Raw genomic sequence first — 26301 nt, 5'->3', positions numbered from 1 at the left:
CCGCGGCGGACGCGCCCTAACGGTTCCAGACAGCGGCGACGGCCTCCGCCGCGGCGGTGGCCTGCGCCCGTCCGGCCCGGGCGGCGGCGGCGCGGTGCGCCGGGTCGAGCACGTTGCGGCCGATCGCGGTGAGGGCCGCGGCGTCCGGGCTGACCAGCGCCACCTCCGCGCCGGCCGCACGCAGCTGCGCGGTCTGGGCGGCCACCCCGACCATCGGGCCGAAGCCGCGCACCAGCGGCGCGAGCACGACCACCCGGTCGGAGCCGGAAGCGAGGTCGGCGTTGGCGGGGGAACGCATTCCACCGTCGATGAAGCGGCGTCCGCCCGTGGTCACCGGAGGCCAGACGCCAGGCACGGCGCAGCTCGCCGCCACCGCCTCCACCAGCGGCACACCGGAGTCGCGGTCGAGGGCGACGAACTCGCCGGTGTGCGCGTCCACGGCCGCCACCTTGAGCGCCCGCTGCGGCCACTCGTGCACGGGAAGGCGCCGCCCGATCACGGCGATCCGCTCCGCCTCCGGCACGCGGCTCGCTCGCAGCGCGACCCGGCCGATCCGCGCCCGCACCCGCTGTGGGTCGCGCGGCCCGATCATCGCCAGCCCCATCCGCAGCATCGTGCCGCGGCCCAGCGCGGCGGCCAGCTCCCCGTCTGGCGGCGCAAGCTGCGCCTCGTAGCGCTCCTGCGGGTCGACGCCGGTGGCGATCTGCGCGCCGACGACGGACCCCGCGGACGTTCCGACGATCAGGTCGGCGCCGGTCAGGTCCACGCCGAGCTCCCGAAGCGCCGAGATCATCCCCAGCTCCCACGCGATCCCGGTGATCCCCCCGCCGCCCAGCACCAGCGCACGTTCAGCCATCCCCGGATCCTCCTACGCACGCCGCACCCGCCGTCAGAGGCCCAGGGTTCTCGCAGCCAGCTGCGCGAGGTGCAGCGGCTCCCGCGTGCCCGCCTGGCGGAGCTGGGTGCGGCAGCTGAAGCCGTCGGCCAGCACGGCGACGTCCGGGTCGGCCGCCCGCACCGCAGGGAGCAGCACCCGCTCCGCGCACGCCATCGAGACGTCGTAGTGGCCCTTCTCGAAGCCGAAGTTGCCGGCCAGGCCGCAGCAGCCGGAGTCGAGCACCTCCGCCTCGACGCCCAGCGCCGCCATCACAGCCCGGTCGTCCTCGGTGCCCAGCTCGGCGTGCTGGTGGCAGTGCACCTGCACGAGCGCCCTCCGCGTCGCCCCGTCCGCCCGTTCGCGCAGCTCGTCGGTGTGGTCGGCGAGCACCTCCGCGAAAGTGCGGACGCCGTCGGCCAGCGCGGCGGCGAGCGGCTCGTCGGGCAGCAGCTCCAGTCCATCCGAGCGCAGTGCCGCCGTGCAGGAGGGCTCCAGCCCCACGACGGGGACACCTGCGGCGAGCCACGGCTCGATCGTGCGGAGGCTGCGGCGCAGCACCCGGCGGGCGGCGTCGACCTGGCCGGTGGAGGTCCAGGTGAGCCCGCAGCAGACCGACCGCGGCGGCAGCTCGACCGTGTAGCCGAGCGCGGACAGCACGGCGACGGCGTCCCGGGCGATGCCGGGATCGAAGTGATCGGTGAAGGTGTCAGGCCACAGCAGCACCCGCCCCCGCTCGCCAGTGAATGTGGGTTTCCTGAACCGGTGGGAGGTGAAGCGGCGGCTCGCCAGTTTCGGGATCTCGCGTTCTGCCGCTATGCCACCTGCTCGCTTCGCCGCCGTCCCCAGCGGGCCGTTCGCCGCCTTGTTCAGCGCCTCGATCGCCCGCGCCGGGAGCTTCCCCACCAGCTTCAGCCACCGCGGCAGCGCGCCCATCGAGTAGTGCGATGCGGGGCGGCGCCTGCCCTTGTACCGCTTCGCCAGGAACTCCGTCTTGTACGCCGCCATGTCGACGCCCACCGGGCAGTCGCGTTTGCAGCCCTTGCACGACAGGCACAGGTCCAGCGCCTCCGCGACCTCCGGTGACTGCCAGCCGCCGGTGACGACCTGCCCGTTTGCCATCTCGAACAACAGCCGCGCCCGCCCGCGCGTCGAGTGCATCTCCTCGCCGGTGGCCCGGTAGCTCGGGCACATCACGCCGCCGTGGTCGGTGACGCACTTGCCCACGCCGAGGCACCGGCGGGTCGCGCGGGTGAACGAGCCGCGGTCGTGCCGGAACGCGAGCTCCGGCTCGTCGCGCAGGGTCGGCATCCCGACGAAGACGCGCAGGTCCTCGTCGAGCTTCGCCGGTCGCACGACCCGGCCGGGGTTCATCCGGTCGTCAGGGTCCCAGATGCCCTTGAACTCCTCGAACGCGCCGATGATCTCCGGCGGGTACATCCGGGGCAGCAACTCCGCGCGGGCCACGCCGTCGCCGTGCTCACCGGATAGCGACCCGCCGTGCGCGACGACGAGGTCGGCGGCGTCCTCCATGAAGCTGCGGAAGTTCGCGATCCCGGCACGGGTGAGCAGGTCGAAGTCGATCCGGACGTGCAGGCAGCCGTCGCCGAAGTGGCCGTAGTACGCGCCCTTGCGGCCGTGGCCGGCCATCAGCGCGTCGAACTCCCGCAGGTAGGCGCCGAACCGCTCGGGCGGCACGGCGGTGTCCTCCCAGCCGGGCCACGCCTCGCCGCCGTCCGGCGAGCGGGTCAGGATCCCGGCGCCGTCCTCCCGGATGCGCCACAGCGCCCGCATCTGCGCCGGGTCGCCCACCACCACGCTCGTCGGGCCGTACGGCCTCATCGCAGTGACGACGGCGTGCGCGGCCGCCTCGGCTTCTTCTCGCGTGGCCCCGCCCGTCTCGACGTAGAGCCAGCCACTGCCGTCGGGAAGAGCGCGCGATGCCGTCTCGACCGGATTGGACGCGCGCAGGGCGGCGATCAGCCCGGCGTCCATGCCCTCGATGGTCAGCGGCCCGAGCTCGCGAACCACCGTGACGTGGTCCGCGGCCTGGTAGGCGTCCGGGAAGCCGAGCACGGCCAGCGCGCGGGCGGGCGGTGACTCCACCAGCCCGACGGTGGCTTCCAGCACCGTGACGCACGTGCCCTCGGTGCCGACGAGCGCGCGGGCGAGGTCGAACCCGTTCTCGGGCAGGAGTTGGTCGAGGTTGTAGCCGGAGACGCGCCGGGTGAGGTCGGGGAACGACGTGCGGACCTGCGCGCCATGCCGCTCGGCCAGCGAGTAGAGGGCGTCCGGGACGCGCCCGGTCGCGGGCGTTCCGGGGCCGAGGGAGATGCGTTCGCCGCGGTAGGTGAGCACGTCGAGCGCGTGCACGTTGTCGACCGTCTTGCCCCATGCCACGGAGTGCGAGCCGCAGGCGTTGTTGCCGATCATCCCGCCCAGGGTGCAGCGGTTGTGGGTGGACGGGTCGGGCCCGAAGGTCAGGCCGTGCGGGCGGGCCGCGGCGCGCAGCGCGTCGAGCACGAGTCCCGGCTCCACGCGCGCGGTCCGCGCTTCGGGATCGATCTCCAGCACCCCGTTCAGGTGCTTGGTGAAGTCCAGCACCACGCCCGAGTTGACGGCCTGGCCCGCGATGCTGGTGCCCGCGCCGCGGGGCAGCACTGGCACCTTGTGCGTGTTGCACACCGACACCGCCGCTTCGACGTCGTCGGCGTCGACCGGGGCGACCACGCCGATCGGCACCCGGCGGTAGTTGGACGCGTCGGCGGAGTACATCGCCCGGCTCGCAGTGTCGAACCGGACGCGGCCGCGAACGGCCCGGGTCAGGTCGGCGCGCAGGTCGGCGGCATCAGGAGGCAGCACGCTGCTCAGTCTGACGGTGCGGGGGGTGTCGGGTCCGTCGTGTGCCCGTGGCCGTGCCCGTGCCCGTGCCCGAGGACCGGGTCCCCCGCACGGAGCGGGGCCCCGTGGTAGCGGCCTTCGTGCGCGATGATCGGGCGCTGGTCACCTGCCAGCTCGGGGTGCTTCGCCTCCAGCTTCTGGCGGCGGTCCCACTGCCGCCGTAACCCGGTGACATACTCCCGGTTCCCCTCGTACGTGCCCCGCCAGGTCTGGGGCATCTGCTCCTTGGCCAGGCCCGTGCCCGCCCGGCCGCCGCCGGCCAGGCCGACGCCGGACGGCACCTTGCGTGTCTCGCCGCCGCACTCCGGGCAGCCGGGCGCGGCCGCGTCGAGCGGGGTGAGCCGCTCGAACCGAAGGCCGCACCCGCACTTGAACTCGTAGATCGGCATCTCGGCTACCAGTTCGTGACCGAGTTGGTGAGGATGGCGGCGATGTCGTCCTCGGTCGGCGTCTTCGGGCAGGTCGCCAGCAGCCGCTGCTGCTTCATCGTGCCGGGCACGAGGTCTGGCACGTCGGCCTCGGTGTAGCCGACCCCGCCGATCCCGTTCGGAATTCCGATGTCACGCATCAGCGAGATCAGCACCGACGGGAGCTGCTCGCGCTGGTCGTTGACCTTGTCCGCACGCGGGTCCAGCAGCGCCGCCGCACGCAGGTGCCGCTGCGGCTCGCTCTCGAACGAGAACCGGAAGGCCTCCGGCGCCGTGAGGGACACCGACTGGCCGTGCGGCACCATCGGCTCCTCCTCCGGGTAGCCGGCGGGGTGGTAGTCCTTCACCATCCCGGCGATCGGGTAGGCGTTGGCGTGCGGGATGTGCACACCGGAGTTGCCGAAGCCCATGCCCGCGAAGGTGGCGGCCATCATCATGTTCGAACGGGCCTCGATGTCGTCCGCGCCGTGGTGCACGGCGGTGCGGAAGGACTGCGCCAGCAGCGTCATCGCCTTCTCGCACCACAGGTCCGACACCGGGTTCGAGCCGCAGTACGTCACCCGCTCCTCGGGCTTCTTCCGGTCGAACGTGGTGTAGTACCGCGCCGTGTAGCTCTCCACCGCGTGGCAGACGATGTCCATGCCCGACGCCGCCGTGACCTCAGGCGGCAGGCTCATCGTCAGCAGCGGGTCGATCACGGCCAGCGTGGGGCGCAGGCGCCAGTGGCTGATGCCGGTCTTGACCTTCATCGACAGGATGTCCAGCACGCACATCGCGGTGGACTCCGAGCCGGTGCCCGCCGTCGTGGGGATCGCGACGAGTGGCTTGAGCTGGCCCGGCGGGGTCTTGGCGTTGCCGATCGGCTTGTTGATGTAGTCCATCAGCTCGCCGGGATGGCTGGTCAGCAGGTTGATGGCCTTGGCCGTGTCGATCGCCGACCCGCCGCCGACGGCGACGAACCCGTCCCACGGGCCCTGCGCCCGTGCGTATTCGGTGGCCTTGTTCATCGAGTCGTCGGTGGGCTCGACGTGCACGCCGTCGAAGATCTCGGACTCGATGCCGTAGCGGCGGAGGTTGTCGGCGATGCGCTGCGGCGCGCCGAGGGCGTGGATACCCGGGTCGGTGACGATCAGCACCCGCTGCACGCCGAACCCGGCCATCTCGAACCCGATCTCGTCGGAGGCGCCCGCGCCGAACTTCAGCGGCGGCGCGCCCCACGTGAAGATCGTCTCCTCGGTCAGCTTCACGTCCGGAAGAGTCATGTGTACGAGCCCTCCGGCGCCACGCGCAGCTGGTGGATCTGCTCGGCGTCGTGGCCGAACACCATGGTCGCGTTCGTCTGCTCCTGAATACCGCGCAGCTTCTCGACGGAGCGGTAGAAGTCCTCGAGGTTGTTGACGATCGCCGCGGGAGTGACGGGCGGGCCATAGCTGTCGCCCATGTAGACCGCGTCCGAGGTGAAGATCATCGTGCCGCTGTCGGGCAGGTCCACCTGCATCGACATGGTGCCGACGGTGTGGCCGGGCGTCTCGATCAGCGTCACACCGGGGAGGAAGTCGGTGTCGCCGGAGACGGTCTGGAACTCCAGGCCCTCGTAGTCGGTCTTCAGGTGCGCGCCGTTGAAGAGCCCGTCGAAGCCGAACGCGAAGTCGCGCTCCTTCTCGTTGCAGACGAGCGTGGCGTTCGTGTTCTTGAACATCTGAACGTTGCCGGCATGGTCGAAGTGCAGGTGCGAGAGGATCACGTAGTCGATCTCGTCGAGCCCGACGCCCATCTGGTTGAGCCGGGAGTCCAGGTACTCGTCCTCGCCGACCTTCTCGTAGGGGAAGAACTCCTGGAGACCGGTCGGCTTCCAGCGGACCTCCCAGTCGCGCGGGCAGCTCGTGTCCCAGAGGATCTTGCCCTCGTCGGTCTCGACGAGCACACAGTGCGACGGGACATCGACCCACTGCGCGGGGGCGTTCCTGTTGCTGCGGTCGACGATCGAGCGACCGGGTTTGAGTAGCAGCCAGGTCAGGTCACCGGTCATCGCACCGCAGGGGATCACGCTCACCTTGTTCGCAGTCGCCATCGTGGGTCCTCTCGGCTTCGAGGCGTTGGTCCACGCGTCCGCACACGCGCGCTGCCGATGTGACACCGGCGGACACTGCACGGGCCGACAGCGGCAGTGGAGCCGACGTTGGCACGTGGCATGCCACCCGTCAATCCGTGCGCACCCGTCTATAGATCAGGTCCCCCCGGTCCAGTCCAGATCGACGTCCACCCCACCGGGACCTGCCTCACGCCGCGCTACTGGCAGCCTGGGCGCATGGCGCGATACGAGTACCGGGTGCTCCAGCTACGCGAGAGCCTGATCGGCGGGAAGCTCTCCGGCGACAAGCTCGAACGGATCCTGAACGACGAGGCCGCGAAGGGCTGGCAGCTCCGGGCGATCACGTCCACCGAGGTGAAGGGCCGGATCGGCCCGGGAGGGGTGGACGGGCTGCTCGTCACGTTCGAACGCCCGGTGGGTTGAGCCGAAACCGCGGAAACCGCGCTAAGGTTCTGCGCCGTGTCCGAACCGGGGTCCGTGTGGCAGGACGTGCTCACCGAGCTGGTGACCGGGTCACACCTCGTCACCGGCGATGGCATCCCCGAACTGCTGGACAAGGTGCTCGTGCCAACGGGCCTGAGTGCCGAGCTGTTCCTCGTCGACCACGACCAGGTCGAGATGCGGCCCCTGCGGCCGCGCGTCGACGGCCCTGTGCGAGTCGACGGCCCCGTGCGCGTCGACGGCCCCGTGCGCGTCGACGGCCCCGTGCGCGTCGACGGCACCCTGCCCGGACGGGCGTTCCAGCTCAACGAGGTGCTGGACGACCGCGACGACGGCGAAACCGTGCTCTGGGTGCCGCTGGTGGACGGCGTTGAGCGCCTCGGGCTCATCCGGTTCGGGCTCCTGGTGGGCGCCGACCCTGCCGACCCGGTGCTCCAGAAGCACTGCGCGGTCCTGGCCGGCCTCACGGCACACGTGATCGCCTCGAAGTTCGAGCAGAGCGACACGCTCCCCGTCGTCCGCCGCACCCGCCCGATGTCGGTGGCCGGCGAGCTGCTGTGGCAGCTCCTGCCACCGCTCACCGTCGCCGGCCGGGAGCTCGCGCTCGCCGCGGTGCTCGAACCGTCCTACGACGTGAGCGGCGACGCCTTCGACTATGCCCTCGACGCGACCCAGGCCCAGTTCTCGATCTTCGACTCGTCCGGGCACGACCTGAGCGCCGGGCTGACCACCTCCGTCACGCTCGCGGCCTCGCGGGCCGCCCGCCGTGGGGGCGACGACCTGCTGGGCGTCGCGGCCCGCATCGACACCTCGCTCATCGAGCAGTTCGAGGACTTCCGGTTCGTCACCGGCGTGCTCGCCCACCTCGACGTGCGATCGGGGCGGCTGCGCTACGTCAACGCCGGGCACCCGGCGCCGGTGCTGCTGCGCGGCGGTAAGGCCGTGCGCGAGCTCCGGGACGGGCGGCGCATGCCGTTCGGGCGGATCGCCTCATGGGTGCCGCAACCCCAGGAGGTCGGCGAGGAGTACCTCGAGCCGGGTGATCTGCTCCTGCTCCACAGCGACGGCGTCGTCGAGGCCCGCGACGCGGATGGCACCGAGTTCGGGGTCGAGCGGCTCGTCGAGCTGGCCGAGCGCGCCGCCGCCGACCGGCTCCCCGCGCCGGAGACGCTGCGCAGGCTCGCGCAGGCCGTGCGGGAGCACCGCAGCAGCGAACTGCACGACGACGCCACGCTCATGCTCGTGGAGTGGTCTGGCTCCGCGGCCGCTCGGCTGCTGCCGCGCATTCCCTGACCCCGCGTGACCCGGGTGCGACCGTGGGTAGCCCAGCCAGGAAAGCCACATCAGGGCGTTAGCGGTCCTGAACGTGGCTTTCCAGGCATTCGGTGGTCCTCGCCCCGGCCCGCCCAAGGCACCGCTTAGGGTCGGTACGTGGACTCCGCCGCCCCGTCCGAGATCTTCGACCCGGCCGCATGGCGGCCCGTCGAGGGCTTCGACTTCACAGACATCACCTACCACCGGTCCATCGTCGACGGGCCGGGCCGGGGCACCGTGCGCATCGCGTTCGACCGGCCGGAGGTGCGCAACGCCTTCCGCCCCGGCACCGTCGACGAGCTCTACCGCGCGCTCGACCACGCCCGCCAGACGCCGGACGTCGGGTGTGTGCTGATCACGGGTAACGGCCCGTCCCCGAAGGACGGCGGCTGGGCGTTCTGCTCCGGCGGTGACCAGCGTATCCGCGGCCGCACCGGCTACCAGTACGCCGACGGCGAGACCGCCGAGACCGTCGACTCGGCGCGGGCCGGGCGGCTGCACATCCTCGAGTGCCAGCGGCTTATCCGGTTCATGCCGAAGATCGTGATCGCCGTGGTGCCGGGCTGGGCCGCGGGCGGCGGGCACTCGCTGCACGTCGTCTGCGACCTGACGCTGGCGAGCGCCGAGCACGCCCGGTTCAAGCAGACGGACGCCGACGTCGGCTCGTTCGACGCCGGCTACGGCTCCGCCTACCTGGCCCGGCAGGTGGGGCAGAAGTTCGCGCGCGAGGTCTTCTTCCTCGGGCGCGAGTACTCCGCCGCCGACGCCCACCGGATGGGCATGGTGAACGCGGTCGTCCCGCACGCGGAGTTGGAGACGGTGGCGCTGGACTGGGCAGCGGAGATCAACCGGAAGTCGCCGACCGCGCAGCGCATGCTCAAGTACGCCTTCAACCTCCCCGACGACGGGCTGGTGGGGCAGCAGCTGTTCGCGGGCGAGACGACGCGCCTGGCGTACATGACCGACGAGGCCGTCGAAGGCCGTGACTCGTTCCTGCAGAAGCGCGAGCCGGACTGGTCGCCCTACCCCTGGCACTACTGACCGTCGCGACACGGTACGCCTCGACAACCTCCAACAGCCGGGCGTAGCGTCGCCGCCCGGCTCAGGTTGCCGAACACCACCGTGCACACGTTGACCGCGGTGCCCAGATCGTGCGGGATCCGGTCTCAGTGTTCCGGCAGCCTGATATGGGTATGAGTGGTCGGTGACCGACTTGGTGCCGGGTGAAGCGTCTGCCGACGGTGTCGGCGATGTCGGGTCAGGGAAGTCTCCGTCCCGGCGCGGTCATGGCGCGCGCGGCGGCCTGATGCTCGCCGCGTTGGGCATCGTTTTCGGCGACATCGGCACCAGCCCGCTGTACGCGATGCAGGCCGTGTTCTCCCTCGACAACGGGGCAGTGGCTCCGACGCCCGGTGACGTGTTCGGCATCGTCTCGCTGGTGTTCTGGTCGATCACCTTGGTCGTGTCGATCAAATACGTGGTGTTCATCCTGCGGGCGGACAACGACGGCGAGGGCGGCGTGATGGCACTCGCAGCGCTCGTCCGCGGCATGTTGAGCCGAACCGGGGTCCGGCGGGGCGGGATCGTCATGGCGCTGGGAGTGCTCGGCGCGTCGCTGTTCTACGGCGACAGCGTCATCACCCCCGCGATCTCCGTCCTGTCAGCGGTGGAGGGCCTCGAGGTGACTTCGCCCGGTGTGGCCGGCCTCGTCGTCCCGATCGCGACCGTGATCCTGGCGATGTTGTTCGCGGTGCAACACTGGGGCACGCACCGTGTCGGTGGTCTCTTCGGGCCTGTGATGCTGCTGTGGTTCGCCACGCTCGCCGTGGCCGGGTTGCACGAGGTCATCGGACACCCGTACATCCTGCGTGGGTTGTCGCCGAACTACGCGGTCGGCTTCGTCGCCGACCACCCGTACACGGCGTTCATCGCGATGGGTGCCGTCGTGCTGGCCATCACCGGCGCTGAGGCGCTGTACGCCGACATGGGCCATTTCGGGCGCGCACCCATCCGCCGGGCGTGGTTCCTGATCGTTTTCCCGGCATTGACGCTGAACTACCTCGCGCAGGGCGCGCTCATCCTCGAGAACCCGTCCACGAGGGCCAACCCCTTCTTCCTTCTGGTGCCGCAGTGGGCCCAACTTCCCATGGTCGTGCTGGCCACCGCGGCTACCGTCATCGCTTCGCAGGCGGTCATCTCGGGGGCCTTCTCGGTGTCCAGCCAGGCGATCCGGCTGGGCTTCCTGCCGCACCTGCGGATTCGACACACGTCGCCGCGGGAGGTCGGCCAGGTCTACGTTCCTGGCGTCAACTGGGGCTTGTTCGTTGCGGTGCTGGTGCTGATGTTCACCTTCGGCTCGTCGACGCGCCTGGCGACGGCCTACGGCGTCGCGGTGACCGGGACGTTCCTGATCACGACCACATTGTTCCTGGCCGTCGCCCGCTTTGCGTGGCACTGGCCGGCCTGGCGGCTCGTGCTCTTCGGTGTCGTGTTCGGCGGTATCGAGCTCACCTACTTCGCCGCCAACCTGACCAAGGTAGAGCATGGCGGCTGGGTGACGTTGCTCATCGCCGCCGTCGTCTTCACGGTCATGACGACCTGGCAGCGGGGACGCGAGATCGTCACCAAGCGACGGATCGAGCTCGAAGGACCGCTGCCGGACTTCATCGCCTCACTGAAGAGGAATCAGGTGCCTCGCGTGCCCGGCGTGGCGGTTTTCCCGCACGCCACGAAACAGACGACCCCGCTCGCGCTGCGGGCTACCCTTCGGCACGTCCATGTTCTGCACGAGCGCGTTGTGATCATCTCCGGGGAGACGACGAACGTGCCGCACATCCCGTGGTCGCAGCGGCTCACCGCGGAGACCATCGGCGACCCCAGCGACGGGCTCGTGCACGTCGCCGCCGATTTCGGGTTCCAGGATCGGACGGACTTCCCCGAGGTGCTGCGCCGGGCCGTCGAAGACAATAAATGCGGGTTGGGCGACGGACTCGACTCCGATGAAGCGTCATACTTTCTATCTCGGATCACGGTGCGACGCAGCGACCGACCCGGCATGCGGGCCTGGCGAAAGGGACTCTTCATCGCAATGGCGCACAACGCATCGAGCCAGGCCGAGTACCTCTGCCTTCCTGACGACCGCACCGTTGTCGTTGGCGCAGAAGTAGATCTCTAGTGCCACGTGTCGAAGCTCTGTTCAGTCAGCGGCCCGGGACAAAGGGGCGTGGAGGGGTCTGCCAGCGGGTCGTGCCGATGGTCGGATTGGAGGCGCGGCGTGCAGCGCAACGATGCCCACCCGAAAGCAGCGAAAGGCACCCGGGCGGCGGGCGTGGTGCTCGGCGCCATGCTCGTCGTCGCCGTAGCACCAATGATGAGCACCGCGCGAACGCCACTCGTTGCCGACGCGAGTCCAGCCGCAGCGGTAGCCGACTCGGCACGCTGGGTGAACCCTCATATCGGCACCAAACCCGGCGGCCCGGATTTCGGGACCGGCGGCGGGGCCGGCAACACCTTCCCTGGCGCGGTCGTGCCTTTCGGCATGGTGCAGTGGAGCCCGGACACGGCGACACACCAGCCGGGCGGCTATTTCTATGATGACAATAGGATCAAGGGCTTCAGCCTGACCCATCTGTCAGGGCCGGGCTGCTCCACCTTCCAGGACATTCCATTCATGCCGGTAGTCGGTGACGTGCCGACCGCACCCGCGGCCGATCCCGCGCGGTACATCTCGACCTTCTCGCACGCGAACGAGAAACTGAGCCCCGGCTACTACGGGGTGACCCTGGACAACGGCGCGAACGTCGAACTCACCACGACGCAACACACTGGCTCCGGCAGGTTCACCTACCCGGCCGGCAAGATCGCGACATTGTTGGTGAACACCTCGGGCTCGATCATGGGCACAGACGACGCCCAGACCACTATCGGACGGGACACGATCAGCGGCTGGGCGGTCAGCGGCCGGTTCTGCGGTGCCGGCCACCGCTACCGCGTGCACTTCCAGGCCAAGTTCGACCGACCGTTCGCCTCGATCGGTACCTGGAAAGACAGTGCGGTAACGCCGGGAGTTTCGGCGGCCACTGGTGGGTCACCAGCCAAGATCAACGCTACCGCGCTGCTTGCCAAGACCGCCCAGGCGGCGGCTGAACGCGGCGTCGTGGGGCCGCAGCCGGCGCAGGCATTGGACACCATCGCAGCCGGCCCTGGTACCGGGGCATTCGTCACCTTTGACAATCTGATGTCCCAAACCGTCAACGTGCAGGTCGGCCTTTCCTTCGTCTCCCTGGCCGGCGCCGCCGCGAACCTCGTGGCGGAGAACACCGGTCGCACATTCGACGAGGTCGCCGCCGCGGCTCGCGCCGAGTGGAACAAGCGACTGAGTACCATCAAGATCCAGGGTGGCTCCGACGCGGAGCGCACGACCTTCTACACGGCGCTGTACCATTCGCTGCTGCATCCCAATGTGATCTCCGATGCGGACGGCAGGTACCTGGGATTCGACGGGCGGGTGCACGTCGCCCCGGAGGGCCGGAGGCAGTTCTCCAACTTGTCCGGCTGGGATATCTATCGTTCGGAGTCACAACTCATCGGATTGCTCGCACCGCAGGAGGCCTCCGATATCGCGCGCTCGATGGCGGACTTCGCCGAGCAGGGCGGGTCGTGGGACCGATGGTCGGTGACCAATGGGTACACGGGCGTGATGAACGGGGATCCTTACCACATCATCGTGTCGAACATGCACGCGTTTGGCGCCAGAGACTTCGACGCCGCCAAGGCTTTACAGCTCATGGTCAGGGGCGCCACCCAGCCGACCAGGGGATACGAGGAACGCCCAGGGCTCGATGACTACCAGCGGCTCGGTTATGTCGCCCCCGGAGCACCAGGGGTGTGGGGATCCGCAGCCACGACCCTGGAGTACACGAGTGCCGACTTCGCCATTTCCCAGCTCGCCGGCCGGATCGGGGACGCGGCCACCCACGACACGTTCGCCAAGCGAGCACAGTACTGGCGCAATCTTTTCAATCCCTCGTCCGGCTACCTCCAGCCACGCAACCGCGACGGTTCGTTCACCGATCCGTATGATCCCGCGAGCGGTAACGATTGGGTTGAAGGAAACGGTGCGCAGTACACCTGGATGGTCCCGTACAACGGGCAGGGCCTCATCGCCGCGATGGGCGGTAACGACAAGGTGCGGCAGCGGCTCGACTTCTTCTTCACCAAGCTCAACGCGGGGACAAAGGAGCCCTACGCATTCCTCGGCAACGAGCCGACGCTGCAGACACCGTACCTCTACGACTACGCCGGCGCGCCGTACAAGACGCAGCAAGTGGTCCGCCGCGCCGTGAACGAACTGTATGGACCCGGACCTGACGGAATCGCCGGAAACGACGACCTCGGGGAGTTGTCCTCGTGGTATGTCTGGTCGGCGATGGGCATGTACCCGATGATTCCTGGCCGCGCCGAACTCGTGCTGGCCAGCCCGCTCTTCGAGCGGATCACGATCGACCGGCCATCCGGGCAGCGCATCGAGATCAACGCTCCAGGAGCCGCCAAGGACACTCAGTACGTGAGCGGCCTGAAGGTGAACGGTGGCGGCTCGACCAGGGCATGGCTGCCGGAGTCGTTCGTCAGCACCGGCGGCACTCTGGACTACACGCTGTCCTCCACGCCAGACACTGCATGGGGCGCCAACCCTGCCGACGTCCCGCCATCCTTCTGAACCCTTCTGAACCCTTCTGAACCGGTGAGATCGGGCAGGGCACCCCTGCAGCTCCCCGCGTCCTATGTACACGCATCTGGGTCGTTCGGCGGTGGCACAGTGGGCGCAGCAGGGTCGAGCAAGGAACCACAGGGAAGGACCAGGAACGCGTGTGCAGCAGGGCAGAGCGGCAGATGAGGCGAAGGCGCTGCGACGCCCTGCCCGGGGAGACGACGAGGTCCCGGTTCCCGTGGCGCTACTGACGCCGCCGCGGGTGGTCCCCGTCGACGGCTCCCCCGAGTCCGTCGAGGAGCTGGCCGACGCCCTGCGCGCCGCCTTCGCCGGGGGGCCCACCGTATTCCCGACCGCGTCGGCCCCCGCCGTCCCGTTGGCCGACGCGAGCGAGCGCGTGGCCGTCGTGATCGCCACGTCGGGGTCCACCGGTGAGGCGAAGCTGGTTGCGCTCTCGGCTGCCGCCCTGCGGGCATCCGCACTTGCGACGCAGGCGCGGCTGGGCGGGCCCGCACGGTGGCTGCTCGCGCTCCCGGCCGAGCACGTGGCCGGAGTGCAGGTGGTGGTCCGCGCGCTGCTCGCCGGAGCGCCCCCCGTGGTGCAGGACCTGCGCACCGGGTTCCGCCCGGACGCCTTCGCCGACGCCACCACCGCCCTCGGGCCCGGGCGTCGCTGCACCAGCCTCGTGCCCACCCAACTCGCACGGATCCTCGACGCAGGCGGGGCGCCCCTCGACGCGCTCCGGTCGTACGCGGCCGTGCTCGTCGGCGGGGCGGCGCTCGACGCGGAGCTGGGCGAGCGGGCGCGCGCGGCCGGCGTCGCTGTCGTCACCACGTACGGGATGAGCGAGACGGCGGGTGGCTGCGTCTACGACGGCGTCCCGCTCGACGGGGTCCAGGTGGACCTCGATGGCGGTGGCCGCATCCGGCTGGGCGGGCCGACGCTCGCCGACGGCTACCTGGGCGACCCGGCACAGACGGCTGCCGCCTTCGCCGACGGCTGGTTCCGCACCGGCGACCTGGGTCGCTTCAGCGACGGCAGGCTCGAGGTGCTCGGCCGGGCCGACGACATGATCATCACTGGCGGCGAGAACGTGGCTCCCGCCGCGGTCGAGCGGGTGCTCGTCGCCCAGCCGGGCGTCCGGGCCGCATGCGTGGTGGGGCTGCCCGACGCCGAGTGGGGCGAGGTGGTGGCGGCTACCGTCGTCCTCGACGGGCCACCCGACTCCGACCGGCTCCGCTCAGCCGTACGCACCGCGCTCGGACGGGCCGCGGTGCCCCGGGTGCTGCTCCCGATCGCCGAGATCCCGCTGCGCGGCATCGGTAAACCGGACCGGGCGGCAGTGGCGCGAACGCTGTCCGCGCACGCCGGAATGGGCACGGTGCGCGCCTGCCCGCGCGGTGCCCCCTGAGCAACCCCGGGATACGGTGCGTGCCGTGGCCACATTGGCGCAGTGGGTGGAAGGTGCCCGCCCGCGCACGCTCCCGACCGCCGTCTCCCCCGTCCTCGCCGGTACCGGCGCGGCGATCGGCTACGGCGTCGTCCTCCCGGGGCACGCGCTCCTCGCGCTGATCGTCGCCATCGCGCTGGTCGTAGGCGTCAACTACGCCAACGACTACTCCGACGGCATCCGCGGCACCGACGACGATCGCGTGGGCCCACTCCGGCTGGTCGGCTCGAAGCTCGCCCCGCCGACGACGGTGCGGGCGGTCGCGTTCGTCGCCTTCGCGATGTCCGGTCTGGCCGGGCTCACCCTGGTGTCGCTGAGCCAGCAGTGGTGGCTCATCGCCGTCGGCGCGGTCTGCATCGCGGGCGCCTGGTTCTACACCGGCGGCCCGCGCCCCTACGGCTACGCCGGGTTCGGCGAGATCGCCGTCTTCGTGTTCTTCGGCCCGGTCGCGGTGCTCGGCACGGTGATCACGCAGAGCGGGCCGCCCGGGCCGCTCGCCATCGTGACCGCGATCGGAGTGGGCATGCTCACATGTGCGGTGCTCGTGGCCAACAACCTGCGGGACATTCCGACGGACACAGAAGTGGGAAAGCGCACACTTGCGGTGGTGATGGGCGACCGCGACACCCGCCGCCTTTACGCAGCCTTGGCTTTGGTGCCCTTTTTGCTCTCGGCTCTGGCGGGGTTGCGGAGCTGGCCGATGCTGCTGGCGCTGCTCGCGATCCCGCTCGCCGTGCTGCCCGTGCGGGAGGTGCTCGGCGGCGCCGAAGGGCGCCCGCTCATCAGGGTGCTCGCGCAGACGGGGGTGCTGCTGATGGCCTGGTCAGTCCTGACCGGGATCGGGCTTGCGCTCGGCCGGTTCGTCTGACGCACTCGTAGGCCCCTGACCAGGGGCGTCCTGGTCAATGGCGTCCTGGTCAATGGCGTCCTGGTCAGGGGCGTCGCCGCGCAGGCGCGCACGCAGGGCTTCCCGCTCCTGCGACCGCCGCTCACGCGCGTCGGCCACCGCCGCGTCCAGCCGGCCGCGCAACCCGCGGAACAGCACCATCGACAGCGGCAGGGCGAGGATCAGCCCGACCAGCACCGCGATGACGAGCGGCACGCCCGCCACCAGCAACAACGCCGTCACAACCGCGAGCAGCCCGAGCCGCGCGAGTGAGTAGAGCCCGACAGTGGCCGCGAGTCCTGGTCGGCGTTCCGTGGCCGCTGGGGTCGTCGACGGCTGTGACGAGGTCATGTGACCAGCGTACGACCGGTTCGGGCACGCCTGCGTGCCGCCGCACGTTGAGCAGTTCGAGAAGAGGCGATGACCTGTCCGGTTCGTCCTTTAAGAGCCCTTTACCTACGGACAACCGTTCGAGTACTTGGGGTCCCGGGTGTCACGATGGCCCGGAAAACGCCCGGCAGTACTGGAGGTCCAGATGACAGTCACGGCGCACACCGGAAGCAACGAGCGCCTCCTCACCCCTGGGGAGGTCGCAGCTCTCTTCCGCGTCGACCCAAAGACGGTGACGCGGTGGGCCTCGGCCGGCCGCATCGGGTCGATCCGCACGCCCGGCGGCCACCGCCGGTTCCGCGAGTCCGAGGTCCGCAACATGCTCGCCGACCTGACGAGCGAGGCCACGCTGCCGCCCGCCCGGCCCTGACCGCCCGTTCGAAGCACTTCACCCCGCGGTAGCGCCCGCTCCGCTAACCTCGGGTGCGGAGGTGGTTCGACATGCTGTTCCTCATCGCGTTCGTCGGCGCCGCGATCATCGCTCTGGTGCTGTGGAAGGCGATGAACTCCGGGGGCGCCGAATTCCGGCAGCAGCAGCGGCGGCGCCCCGTCGCCGGGCCGAGCAGACCTCTCGTCAGCGGGCCCGACGACGACCCGGACTTCCTCCGTCAGCTCGACGAGAAGGTCCGCAAGCGGGACGACCCCCCGCGCGGCTGATCTCAGCCCAACCGACGCCCCACCGGGGCGTGCCCGGCCATACCGGACGAGTCAGGTGGGCGGGCCCTCGAACGCGTCGGCCACAGCAGCAGCCAGCTCCAGCAGAGCCAGCCGAGTGGCCGGCTCGAGCCGGTCGAGATCGACCTCGGCGCCCTCTTCCAAATGCGCGTCGAACGGGATCCGCACCACCACGCGGCACCGGGCCGCGAAGTGCTCCGCAACCCGGTCGAGGTCCACGCCTCCGGCCGAGCGGTGCACGCAGTTGATCACCGCCACCGAATTCTTGACCAGGTCGCCGTGCCCATGCGCGTCGAGCCAGTCCATCGTGCCGGAGGCGCTCCGCGCCCCGTCGATGGATCCCGAGGACACGATGATCAGTTGGTCGGCCAGGCCGAGCACGCCGTACATGGCCGAGTGCATGAGACCGGTGCCGCAGTCGGTGAGCACGATGTTGTAGAAGTGCTCCAGCAACGTGACCGTGCGCCGGTAGTCGTCCTCGCTGAACGCCTCCGACACCGCGGGGTCCTGCTCGCTTGCGAGCACCTCCAGCCGCGACGGTCCCTGCGAGGTGTATGCCCGCACGTCGGTGTAGCGGCGCACGCGCTGGGCGTCGCGCAGGAGGTTGCGCACGGTGGCGCTGGTCTCCAGCGGGATCTTCTGGCTGAGCGTGCCCCGGTCGGGGTTGGCGTCCAGCGCGATCACCCGATCGCCGCGCAGCGACGCGAACGTCGCTCCCAGTGTGGCCGTGACCGTGGTCTTGCCGACGCCGCCCTTGAGGCTCAGCATCGCGATCTTGTAGCAGCCCAGCAGCGGCTGGTTGACCCGCGCCGTGAGCTCGCGCTTGCGGATGTCGAGCGGGCTCTCACCCGGGTTGATGAGCCGCCCGCTCACCACGTAGATGAACCGGCGCCACCCGGACTGGGGTGGGCGACGCGCAGGCCGCAGCAGCCGGGCCGATGACAGGTCGGTGGGCGGCGTGGGTTCGGTGCGCTCCCGCCGGGCGCGCTGCGCCTCCTGTGCGGCGACCGCGCCGGGGTCGATCCACCGGGCGGCTCCCCGCGGCGGGGTGCGCGGCACGGCGTCGGGAACGGTCCGGGCGGGGCGGGGCAGGGCGGGGGCCGGCTGCGCGGGGGCCGGCTCTGCGGGGTCGGGCACGTCGGCCGGGCGCCGCCACACCGGCGGGCCATCCTGCAGCGGGGTGTCGACCGTGCCCTGCCGCGGCTCCGCGGGGAGCGGAGGGACGGAGTCGGCGTCGCTCTCCTGCCGGGGGGCGGGCGCCTCGGCCCGGGGGCGCGGACCGCGCACGGGGACGGTGGCACCCCATCGTTCACGCACATAGCGGCCCACCGAACCGTCCGGGTAGTCCCGGTCGTCCATGGACTCACTCTCCGTCATCAGTGCATCCCGCCGGACCCGTTGAGCCGACCGTTGAATCGCCCCACGAGCGCTGACGGTAGTCGTGCGACTGCCCCGGGTCGAGCTGCGGTCGGGTGGCGGCGCGTAACCGGCTGTCAGCCAAGCCCTGCGTACGAGTGCAGGCCCGCGACCACCATGTTGATGAAGAACAGGTTGAACACGACCGCAGCGAACCCGACGATGTTGATCCACGCGGCCCGGCCCGTGCGCCAGCCCGCGGTGGCTCTGGCGTGCAGGTACGCCGCGTAGATCACCCACGAGACGAACGCGACGGTCTCCTTCGGGTCCCAGCCCCAGAACCGCCCCCAGGCCGCCTCCGCCCAGATCGCGCCCGCGATGATCGCGAACGTGAACAGCGGGAAGGCGACGATCGTCGTGCGGTAGGCGACCCGGTCGAGTGCGTCGGCGCTCGGCAGCTTGTCGGCGATGCCGGCGAGGCGGCCGGACCGGCGCAGCAGGTAGAGCGCGCTGAGCATGCCGGGCACGAGCAGCAGCCCGGACGAGATCGTGATCGCCGTGACGTGAATGACCAGCCAGTACGACTGGAGCGCCGGCATGACGGGCGCCGCCGGTGCGTAGAGCACGGTGCCGCCGAGGAACAGCAGGATCACCACCGGCAGCAGCACGAACAGGCCGACCGGCCGGGCGACGGCGGACCGGCGCTGCACCACCAGCCACGTCACGGCGGCCGCGAGGCAGATAGCCGAGACGAACTCGTACATGTTGCCGAGCGGCCAGCGCTGCGCGGCCAGGCCGCGCAGCACGATCGAGCCGAAGTGCAGGAAGACGCCGAGCAGCGTGAGCGAGAGCGCCATCCCACCGAACTTCTCGGCGCGCCCGCCCGCAGGCGGCTCGACGGGCTCCTCGATGGGCGCGGCGTCCTGGCCACCCGCTCCGACCAGTGCGACGGCTTTCGCCGGGGCACGCTCGATGGCGTATGCGGCGCCGTGGAGGACCATCGCGAGCACGTACACCAGGACCGTGGCCATGAAGAGCCGGTCGCTGTAGAGCGCGAGTTCTGCGAGCATCAGGTGTCCTTCGTCGCCTCGGAATGGCTCTTCAACAGATCCGCCCGTAGGCGGTCGAACTCCTCGCCGTAGCCCGCACGGTCGGTGCGGGCCAGCCCGCCGACCTCGACGACCGTGCGGGCACCGTCGTCGGCGGGCGTGAGGCGGGCCCAGAATCGGCGCCTGCGGATCGTGAGCGAGAGGCCGAGCCCGGCAAGCAGCAGGATCGCGAACACGAGCACGTAGTTCTGCCCGGGGTCGTGGCTGATCTGCAGGTTGACCCACTTCTGCACGCCGTCGAAGCGCACCACCGTGCCGTCGTCGAGGGTGACCGATTGGCCGGGAACGAGGTTGGCGCGCGCCACCCGCGTCAGCTGGCCGGAGTCGACCTTCGACTGGTCCACCTGGAAGATCGACTGGCCGCGCCCGTCGTCCAGGCCGAGGTCGCCACGCAGCACGTCGACGGCCACCTCGGGGTTGAGCAGGTCCGGGAAGACCGACGTGACGACCGTACCGCCCGAGCTGGTGGGGGCGAGCAGACCGGTGATGGCGAGCTGGCGGGTGCGCCGCTGCTCGTCGTTCGTGACGCCGGGAGGCTCGAACTTCGTGGCTCCCTCGGACAGCAGGGTGCCCATGTCCACCGGACGCCACTGGATCTCGCCGGTGCGCTGCTGCCCGTCGGGGAAGGTCACGGTGAACTGGGGCGCGTAGCCGTTCCCGAGCAGGTACACCCGGTCCCCGTCGAGGCGCAGCGGATGGTTGACGGACAGGTCGTAGGGGCGCCACTGCTCGACATCGCCCGCCGCGAGGTCGGCGCCGGTCTGGTAGCCGATGCGCGCGTCGAAGCTGTTGGCCTGGCCATTGGCCAGGTACTGGGTCTGGAAGTCGTCCACCCGGACGCAGAACGGCGTGAGGTCGGTGCCGTCGACGCGCAGGCCCGCGCGGAACGAGTCGTAGCCGAGGATGCCGGTGTTGCAGAACTGGCCGCCCCCGGACATGACGATGACCTGGCCCTCGTACCCGAAGAGCTTGCCGGCCCCGAACCCCACGAGCAGCCCGATGAGACTGAGGTGGAAAAGGAGGTTGCCGAGTTCGCGCAGGTAGCCCTTCTCCGCAGAGAAGGTGCGCGCGGGCCCGTCCTCCTGCTCCGCGCTGCGCCAGCCGCGCAACCGGGTGCGCACGAGTCCGGCGGCCTCGTCGATCCCCATGTCGAGGACCGCGCGGCCGTGGTGCGGCATCCGGCCGAGGTTGCGCGGCACCGCGACGGGCGCGGCCCGCAGCGCCTTGGCGTGCTCGACGGTGCGCGGGAGCACACACCCGATCAGCGACACCATCAGAAGCAGGTAGATCGCCGCGAACCACGGCGCGGCGAAGATGTCGAAGAAGCCGAGGCGGTCGAGCGTCGGGGCGAGCCACGGGTAGTCGGTGAAGTACTTGTCGACGAGCGTCTGGTTGAGCGAGCGCTGCGGGAGCAGCGCGCCCGGCAGCGCGCCGAGCGCGAGCAGGAAGAGCAGCACGAGCGCCGTGCGCATGGCGGTGAGCCCGCGCCAGCTGTTGCGCAGCACCGCCCACACGCTGCCGAGGCGGCCTCCGGCCCCGGGCTGCTCCGGGTCCGGGCCGGGCCGCGCCGGGCTCTCGGTCTGGGCGGACATCGCTACAGCACCGGGGTGAAGCCGGCGAGCGACACCTGCATCTGGGCGAGCAGCCCACCCCAGAGTCCACTGACCAGCAGGAGCCCCACTGCCACCATGAGCACCCCACCGGAGACCTGGATCGCGCGCGTGTGGCGGCGCAGCCAGCCGAGCGCACGCACGGCCCTCGCTGCCCCGAGCGCGATGACCACGAACGGCAGCCCGAGCCCCGCGCAGTACGCCAGGGTCAGCACAACTCCGCGCAGCGACCCACCGCCGGTGCCCGCCGCAACCGCCACCACCCCCGCGAGCGTCGGGCCGATGCACGGCACCCAGCCCAGGCCGAAGACGGCGCCCAGCAGCGGGGCCCCCCAGACTCCTGCGCGGGGCACCCAGTGCACCCGCTTCTCGTTCTGCAGCACCGGAAGCAACCCGACGAACGCGAGCCCCATCGCGATCATGACGACCCCACCGGCCCGCTGGAGCACCGCCTCGTTCGCGACGAGCGCGTCGGCGACCCAGACCACGCCGACCAGGATCGCGCCGAAGACCACCGTGAAACCGGCGACGAACAGGGCGGCCGCACCGGCGACGCGCCACCGTCCGGAGCGGCGCTGCCGGGCCTGCGCCTCTGTGGCGGGCGGGGCGTCCGCTCCGACGAGGCCTGCGAGGTAGGCGAGGTAGCCGGGGACGAGCGGGACCACACACGGGGACGCGAAGCTCACCGCGCCTGCCATCACGGCAACGCCCGCCGCGAGCAGCAGCGGACCAGAGACCGCGAGTGTGGTCGAGGGGTCCATCAGGTGCGAGGGTAGGCGGCGTGCGCCCACGGCCGTGCACCGGGTTCTACAACTTGTAGTGGATCGCTAGGAGGGTCCTCAACAACTCCGCCCGTAGCGAGCGGCGCCTGGGCGTCGCGCAGTAGGGCCGAGCTGTTCAGGGCGCTCCTCTAGGCGGGCTCTGCCATGAGGCGCTGCACAACGGGCATCAGCTCCGGTACCCGCACCGACGTCAGGTAGACCGCCGCCACTCGGTGCTGCTTGTCGAGGACGATCGTCGACGGCACGACGTTGCGCGGGTAGCCGTTGAGCGACAGCAGAGTGCGCCCTGCCGGATCGAAGATGGAGTCGAAGGTGAGCCCGCGGTCGCGGACGAAGTCGGTGGCCGCCTGGCGGACGTCGCGGACGTCGATGCCCAGCACGATTGCGCCGGTCTGGTCCTGCACGTACTGCAGGCCGGGCATCTCCTCCCGGCACGGCCCGCACCACGAGCCCCAGATGTTGAGCACGACGACCTGCCCGGCGTGGTCCTCGAGGCCCGTCGTGGCGCCCTCGTGCAGCAGGCTCTCACCGGTGATGCCGGTGACGGTGCCGCGAGTGGCCGCCGGGTCGTAGAAGATCGTCGTCTGGCCGCCCGGCGCGACGAGCTGGAACTCCCCTGTGGAGGCCACCGCGTTCTGGCCGGCGGAACAGCCGGCGACCAGCACCACCGCCGCGGCGGCCAATGCCACTAGCCGGGCCACTCGCAGAGCTACTGGCGGGCGAGTCATGCGCCGGTCTGCGCCGGGTCGCTCTCCCCGGCGGGCTCGCTGTAGCGCACCTGCGTCAGCTCGGTGCCGTCGAACACGAGCGAGGTGAGCGAGGCCAGCGCGCACTGCCGCTTGCGGGGGTCGTGCCACAGCCGCTGACCGGTGACGAACCGCCGCAGCGTCCAGATCGGCAGCTGGTGCGACACGCAGACTGCCTCGTGGCCCTCCGCCGCCGCGCGCGCCCGGTGAACGGCGGCGAGCATGCGGTGGGCGATGTCCAGGTACGGCTCGCCCCATGAAGGCGTGAACGGGTCACGGAGCCAGGCCCAGTACTGCGGCCTGCGCAGCGCCCCGCCGCCGACGGACACCGTCTTGCCCTCGAACTTGTTGTCCGCCTCGATCAGGCCCTCGTCGGTGACCACGTCGAGCCCGTGCAGCGCGGCGACCGGCGCCGCGGTCTGCTGCGCGCGCTGCAGTGGGGAGGCCAGCAGCGCCGTGATGTCGGCATCGGCGAGAGACTTCGCGACGAGGTCGGCCTGGCTGCGGCCGGTGGTGGACAGGTAGAAGCCGGGGAGCCGCCCGTAGAGCACCCCGCCCGGGTTGTGCACCTCGCCGTGGCGCAGGAGGTGCACGATCGTGCGTGGCCCGGTCATCTCGCGCCCTCCGGCGCGGTCGCCGTGGCCGCGGCGCGAGCCGCGGCCGGGAGCGCCGACTCGATCACCTGCCAGGTCTCGTCGTCGAGCGCGGCGCTGACGAACCAGGCCTCGAACGCACTCGGCGGCGGGTAGACCCCGCGCTCGAGCAGCGCGTGGAAAAACGCCGGGAACCGCCAGGTAGCCGCGGCCCGCGCTCCCTCGTAGTCGTGCACCTGATCCTCGGAGAAGAAGACCGAGACCAGGTTCCCGGCGTACTGGACGCGGTGCGGCACACCTTCCGCGTCGAGGGCGGCCCCGATCAGCGAACCGAGCCGGGCCGCGTTGGCGTCGAGCGCGGCGTAGACGGCGGCGTCGGCGGTGCGGAGCGTGGCGAGCCCGGCCGCGACGGCGACGGGGTTACCGGAGAGCGTGCCTGCCTGGTAGACGGGCCCGGCCGGGGCGAGATGCGCCATATGGGCGGCTGGGCCGCCGAACGCGGCGGCGGGCAGCCCGCCCGACATCACCTTGCCGAACGTGTAAAGGTCGCCCGCGACGCCGTCGATCCCGAACCACCCTGCGGCTGAGACCCGGAACCCGGTCATCACCTCGTCGACCACGAACAGCGCCCCGTGCTCATGGCACAGGTCGCGCAGCCCGGCGTTGAAGCCCGGCAGCGGGGCGACGGCCCCCATGTTGCCCGCGGCGGCCTCGGTGATCACACAGGCGATCTCGGCGCCGCGCTCGGCGAACACCGCGCGCACCGCGTCGAGGTTGTTGTAGGGCAGCACCACGGTGTCGGCGGCCTGGGCGCCGGTGACTCCGGGGCTCGTCGGCAGCCCTAGCGTCGCGACGCCGGAGCCGGCCTGGGCGAGCAGCGCGTCGACGTGCCCGTGGTAGCAGCCGGCGAACTTCACGATCACGCGGCGCCCGGTGATGCCGCGGGCGAGCCGGATGGCGCTCATCGTGGCCTCGGTGCCGGAGTTGACCAGCCGGACCTGCTCCACCGGCTCGACCCGGCCGATGATCTCCTCGGCGAGCTCGATCTCGGCCGGCGTCGGCGCCCCGAACGAGAGCCCGTGACCTGCCGCCTCGCGCACGGCCTCGACGACGGCGGGGTGCGCGTGCCCGAGGATCATCGGGCCCCACGAGCTGACCAGGTCGACGTAGCGGTGCCCGTCGGCGTCGGTGAGCCACGGTCCCGCCGCCGAGACGATGAACCGCGGCGTGCCGCCCACGGCGCTGAACGCGCGGACAGGAGAGTTCACCCCGCCGGGGATCACCTCGGACGCGCGGGCGAAGAGGCGACGCGACTGCGCCGTCTCGGCCTCAGGATCGTTGGTCGGGCTGCCGGTGGTGCTGACGTCCGTACCGGACGAATGCGAGCTACCCACGACCGCCAGTCTCACATCCGCCGGGTGGCGGCCGCCTGAGGGGTGCCCAGGAGGGTGTCAGCGGCGGTGCCGACTGAACCAGCTGCTGGGGCCCGGGAGGAAGAGGATCACGGTGCCGACGATCGATGCGCCCACTATCAGCACCAGGAACAGGAGCTCCGCCGACTGCAGCCCGGTGACGCCGGTGGCGAACGTCATCAGCGCGAAGCCCGCGGTCATGATCGCGACGACGATCCGGGCCCAGTTGCGCCCGGTGAACGCCAGCACGGCGAACAGGATGTACAACAGCGCGAGCCCGAGCACGATCGCGCCGCCGAAGGCGATGACGGACTCGGGGTCGACACCTGCGGCCCTGAGCTGGTCGAGCTGCTCCGGGGTGCCCGCGAGCTGGACGAGCTGTCCCGGGGAGAGCACGACCAGGAGACCAGCGGCGATCGACGGGAGCGCGCTGAGGATCAGCAGCACCAGCGCGAGAATCATGATCCCGGGGCGCCCCACCTGCGGGGTGTCCTGCTCCGGCATCCCCGCGGGGTAGGTCCCGTAGGGGGTGTACACGTACCCACCACGGTCGCCGTAGGGCTGGCCGTGCGAGGGCACCTGGTACTGGCCCGGCTGGCCGTACGGCCCCCCGTACTGGCCGGGCTGGCCGTACTCGCCCGGCTGCCCGTAAGGACCACCCTGCGGGTACTGGCCGGGCTGATACTGGCCGGGCGGGTACTGGCCGGGCGGGTACTGGCCGGGCTGATACTGGCCGGGCTGATACTGCCCCGCCTGCTGCTGGGCCGGCGGCTGCTGTTCCTGCTGGTACGGAGCGGCGTCCCAGTCCTGCCCACCCGGCGGAGCGGCCGAGCCGCCGTCCGGCTGTCCCTCGCGGGCACGCTCGTCAGGCTGCTGGCCGCCCCGCTCGGGATCGGACGAATTGCTCACCGATCCACCGTAGAGCCGGGCAGATCCCGTGTCACGCCGCCGGCCCGCCGATGTCGGGCGTCAGCGGCGGTGGTGGATGTCCTCCGACATCCGCACCACCGCGTAGTAGAACTCGAGCGTGATGCGGAAGAGCGTCAGGTAGAACAGCACCGCGATCGCTCCGCCGATGAGGGCCAAGAGCCCGAAGGCGGCGTTCTGCAAGAAGCCGCTGATCACGATGACGACGTAGAACAGGCCCAGAAGCACCATGCCGATGATGTAAAGCACCTTCACCACCGCGGGCGTGGCGAAGCTGTCGAAGCTGAAGTCGAAGAGCGCCCCGAAGAAGCCCTTCGCCTCACCCTGCGGGCCGGGGCCCATTGGGGGGCCGCCGCCGAAGCCGGCCGGGCCGGGGGGCGGCCCGGGCGGGCCGGGCGGCGGGTAGCTACCCCACCCGGGCGGAGGCTCCTGCCCGAAGCTGCCCGGGTAAGGCGGGGGTTGCTGCGGCCCGCCCTGCCAGCCCTGGACGGGGTGGGGCTGGTCGCCGGGGTTCCCCGGGTCGTTGGTCATCGCGATCCTCCCATGATCAAGGGGCGCGATCGTAACGCCGTCCACCTGTCCACCGCAGGTGAACCGCATGACCG

24 protein-coding genes are annotated in these 26301 nt (G+C 71.0%); 9 read left to right on the top strand and 15 right to left on the bottom strand.

Features of this window, described 5'->3' with window-relative positions; translation table 11 throughout:
- Nucleotides 1–16: 16 nt before the first annotated feature.
- Genes ABD143_RS29770 through ABD143_RS29750 form a run of 5 tightly spaced genes read right to left on the bottom strand, consistent with a single transcriptional unit; the run spans nt 17 to nt 6274 of the window.
- Nucleotides 17–856 carry a patatin-like phospholipase family protein gene (locus tag ABD143_RS29770; RefSeq protein WP_343984767.1) on the bottom strand — a complete coding sequence of 280 codons (840 nt, stop codon included), beginning with the start codon at nt 854–856 and terminating at the stop codon, nt 17–19.
- Nucleotides 857–889: 33 nt separating this feature from the next.
- On the bottom strand, nt 890–3736 hold the full coding sequence (locus ABD143_RS29765; RefSeq protein ID WP_343984766.1) for an FAD-binding and (Fe-S)-binding domain-containing protein: 2847 nt from the start codon (nt 3734–3736) through the stop codon (nt 890–892).
- 5 nt (nt 3737–3741) lie between these two features.
- Entirely contained in the window at nt 3742–4164 is a 423-nt protein-coding gene (locus tag ABD143_RS29760) for an FmdB family zinc ribbon protein (protein ID WP_343984765.1), read from the bottom strand.
- A 5-nt stretch (nt 4165–4169) separates the two neighbouring features.
- Nucleotides 4170–5465: a hydroxyacid-oxoacid transhydrogenase gene (locus ABD143_RS29755; RefSeq protein ID WP_343984764.1), complete on the bottom strand. Its 1296-nt coding sequence runs from the start codon at nt 5463–5465 to the stop codon at nt 4170–4172.
- Nucleotides 5462–6274, bottom strand: a complete 813-nt coding sequence (locus tag ABD143_RS29750) for an N-acyl homoserine lactonase family protein (RefSeq protein ID WP_343984763.1) — start codon at nt 6272–6274, stop codon at nt 5462–5464. The genes ABD143_RS29755 and ABD143_RS29750 overlap by 4 nt, the downstream gene beginning before the upstream one ends.
- 237 nt (nt 6275–6511) lie before the next feature.
- Between ABD143_RS29750 and ABD143_RS29745 the strand changes: the two genes are divergently transcribed.
- The 7 genes from ABD143_RS29745 (at nt 6512) to ABD143_RS29715 (ending at nt 16078) form a co-directional block, all read left to right on the top strand.
- The gene (locus ABD143_RS29745; RefSeq protein ID WP_343984762.1) at nt 6512–6718 is read left to right on the top strand and encodes a DUF4177 domain-containing protein; all 207 of its coding nucleotides are present in this window, start codon (nt 6512–6514) and stop codon (nt 6716–6718) included.
- Between the two features lie 36 nt (nt 6719–6754).
- Nucleotides 6755–8029, top strand: a complete 1275-nt coding sequence (locus ABD143_RS29740) for a PP2C family protein-serine/threonine phosphatase (RefSeq protein ID WP_343984761.1) — start codon at nt 6755–6757, stop codon at nt 8027–8029.
- 138 nt (nt 8030–8167) lie between these two features.
- Nucleotides 8168–9091 (top strand): 1,4-dihydroxy-2-naphthoyl-CoA synthase, encoded by a 924-nt coding sequence (locus tag ABD143_RS29735; protein WP_343984760.1) that lies wholly within the window; start codon nt 8168–8170, stop codon nt 9089–9091.
- A 265-nt stretch (nt 9092–9356) separates the two neighbouring features.
- Complete coding sequence (locus ABD143_RS29730) at nt 9357–11225, top strand: potassium transporter Kup (protein WP_343984759.1); 1869 nt, start codon at nt 9357–9359, stop codon at nt 11223–11225.
- A gap of 99 nt (nt 11226–11324) precedes the next feature.
- Nucleotides 11325–13769 carry a GH92 family glycosyl hydrolase gene (locus ABD143_RS29725; protein WP_343984758.1) on the top strand — a complete coding sequence of 815 codons (2445 nt, stop codon included), beginning with the start codon at nt 11325–11327 and terminating at the stop codon, nt 13767–13769.
- A gap of 238 nt (nt 13770–14007) precedes the next feature.
- Entirely contained in the window at nt 14008–15171 is a 1164-nt protein-coding gene (gene menE / locus ABD143_RS29720) for an o-succinylbenzoate--CoA ligase (protein ID WP_343985013.1), read from the top strand.
- Nucleotides 15172–15196: 25 nt separating this feature from the next.
- Nucleotides 15197–16078, top strand: coding sequence for a 1,4-dihydroxy-2-naphthoate polyprenyltransferase (locus ABD143_RS29715; protein WP_343984757.1), 882 nt, complete (start codon nt 15197–15199; stop codon nt 16076–16078).
- Here ABD143_RS29715 and ABD143_RS29710 read toward each other — a convergent pair.
- Entirely contained in the window at nt 16034–16447 is a 414-nt protein-coding gene (locus ABD143_RS29710) for a DUF4229 domain-containing protein (protein ID WP_343984756.1), read from the bottom strand. The genes ABD143_RS29715 and ABD143_RS29710 overlap by 45 nt on opposite strands.
- Nucleotides 16448–16631: 184 nt before the next feature.
- Here ABD143_RS29710 and ABD143_RS29705 point away from each other — a divergent pair, with 184 nt between their 5' ends.
- Together ABD143_RS29705 and ABD143_RS29700 are read left to right on the top strand one after the other, a co-directional pair.
- Complete coding sequence (locus tag ABD143_RS29705; protein ID WP_343984755.1) at nt 16632–16856, top strand: BldC family transcriptional regulator; 225 nt, start codon at nt 16632–16634, stop codon at nt 16854–16856.
- Between the two features lie 71 nt (nt 16857–16927).
- Complete coding sequence (locus ABD143_RS29700; RefSeq protein ID WP_343984754.1) at nt 16928–17143, top strand: hypothetical protein; 216 nt, start codon at nt 16928–16930, stop codon at nt 17141–17143.
- 51 nt (nt 17144–17194) lie between these two features.
- Here ABD143_RS29700 and ABD143_RS29695 read toward each other — a convergent pair whose 3' ends face one another.
- The 9 genes from ABD143_RS29695 to ABD143_RS29655 form a co-directional block, all read right to left on the bottom strand.
- Nucleotides 17195–18538 carry a MinD/ParA family ATP-binding protein gene (locus ABD143_RS29695; RefSeq protein WP_343984753.1) on the bottom strand — a complete coding sequence of 448 codons (1344 nt, stop codon included), beginning with the start codon at nt 18536–18538 and terminating at the stop codon, nt 17195–17197.
- A 116-nt stretch (nt 18539–18654) separates the two neighbouring features.
- Complete coding sequence (ccsB, locus tag ABD143_RS29690; protein ID WP_343984752.1) at nt 18655–19587, bottom strand: c-type cytochrome biogenesis protein CcsB; 933 nt, start codon at nt 19585–19587, stop codon at nt 18655–18657.
- A complete protein-coding gene (resB, locus tag ABD143_RS29685; protein ID WP_379660023.1) occupies nt 19587–21218 on the bottom strand; it encodes a cytochrome c biogenesis protein ResB in 1632 nt (543 codons plus the stop codon). Before resB ends, ccsB begins: the two co-directional genes overlap by 1 nt.
- 2 nt (nt 21219–21220) lie before the next feature.
- Nucleotides 21221–21997: a cytochrome c biogenesis CcdA family protein gene (locus ABD143_RS29680; RefSeq protein WP_343984751.1), complete on the bottom strand. Its 777-nt coding sequence runs from the start codon at nt 21995–21997 to the stop codon at nt 21221–21223.
- Between the two features lie 149 nt (nt 21998–22146).
- The gene (locus ABD143_RS29675) at nt 22147–22719 is read right to left on the bottom strand and encodes a TlpA family protein disulfide reductase (RefSeq protein ID WP_343984750.1); all 573 of its coding nucleotides are present in this window, start codon (nt 22717–22719) and stop codon (nt 22147–22149) included.
- 23 nt (nt 22720–22742) lie between these two features.
- Nucleotides 22743–23378: a histidine phosphatase family protein gene (locus ABD143_RS29670; protein WP_343984749.1), complete on the bottom strand. Its 636-nt coding sequence runs from the start codon at nt 23376–23378 to the stop codon at nt 22743–22745.
- Nucleotides 23375–24640 (bottom strand): glutamate-1-semialdehyde 2,1-aminomutase, encoded by a 1266-nt coding sequence (hemL, locus tag ABD143_RS29665; RefSeq protein WP_379660039.1) that lies wholly within the window; start codon nt 24638–24640, stop codon nt 23375–23377. Before hemL ends, ABD143_RS29670 begins: the two co-directional genes overlap by 4 nt.
- Nucleotides 24641–24808: 168 nt before the next feature.
- On the bottom strand, nt 24809–25678 hold the full coding sequence (locus tag ABD143_RS29660; protein ID WP_343984747.1) for a hypothetical protein: 870 nt from the start codon (nt 25676–25678) through the stop codon (nt 24809–24811).
- A gap of 60 nt (nt 25679–25738) precedes the next feature.
- Nucleotides 25739–26227, bottom strand: a complete 489-nt coding sequence (locus tag ABD143_RS29655) for a DUF4282 domain-containing protein (RefSeq protein WP_343984746.1) — start codon at nt 26225–26227, stop codon at nt 25739–25741.
- Nucleotides 26228–26301 lie beyond the last annotated feature (74 nt).

Origin of the sequence: Pseudonocardia aurantiaca (assembly GCF_039526725.1) — a bacterium.
In the GTDB taxonomy this organism is placed as follows: domain Bacteria; phylum Actinomycetota; class Actinomycetes; order Mycobacteriales; family Pseudonocardiaceae; genus Pseudonocardia; species Pseudonocardia aurantiaca.
Note: the sequence above shows the minus strand (reverse complement) of the source record. Positions and strands in the feature narration are given on the sequence as shown.